A 592-nucleotide genomic window follows, 5' to 3' on the forward strand; every position below is an offset into this window, starting at 1 on the left:
CGGGAGAGTGTGCGTTCATACGGCTCTACGGCCTGTGACGTCCCGATTTTGTCTCCTTTCATGCCGGACCTCCTGTGGTCTGGGTGGGTTTGTTTGGCGACGCCAACCTTACCACCGGATGCGTCCGGCTCCCTTCTAGCTGCGACCGTCACGCCTTTAGCGCTACCGGTCCTGCAACCTCATTTTTCATCTCGTCTTCCGCTGCCAGTTGCCGGCCCACGCCGGCAAGGAGCCCATACATGAACACTTCCCAGCCCCTGGTCACCCACCAGTGCATGAATTGTGACCAGCACCACCCACACCACTTGGTGCGCCAGGTTCTTCCCGCCGAGAACACCCCAGAAGGAGAAGCCGAGGTGTTGGTCTGCCCCTGCTGCGGGAGCTACGACGTCCATCAGTTGGAGGCTGTCTTTGATGAACACTGAAGCCCGCTTTCCGAGTATCCACGCCTCGGCCGCGTTCACCGACTCGGCGGTGGTTCATGCCAATCAAGTTGGGGTCAATCCGATCGAACTGGACGCCCTCAGCCAAGTGATCTCGCGCCTTTCGCGGGACGAGAGCACGGTCGCACCCAGTTCGATGGAGCGAGAGC

At 60.6% G+C, this 592-nt stretch carries 1 protein-coding gene; it reads left to right on the forward strand.

What is annotated here, in order from left to right; all coding sequences use genetic code 11:
- Positions 1 to 239: 239 nt before the first annotated feature.
- A complete protein-coding gene (locus tag JHD77_RS31595) occupies positions 240 to 425 on the forward strand; it encodes a hypothetical protein (protein WP_003157042.1) in 186 nt (61 codons plus the stop codon).
- The last annotated feature ends 167 nt before the right edge of the window (positions 426 to 592 follow it).

Origin of the sequence: Pseudomonas sp. P20 (assembly GCF_016463925.1) — a bacterium.
Taxonomy (GTDB): Bacteria; Pseudomonadota; Gammaproteobacteria; order Pseudomonadales; family Pseudomonadaceae; genus Pseudomonas; species Pseudomonas aeruginosa.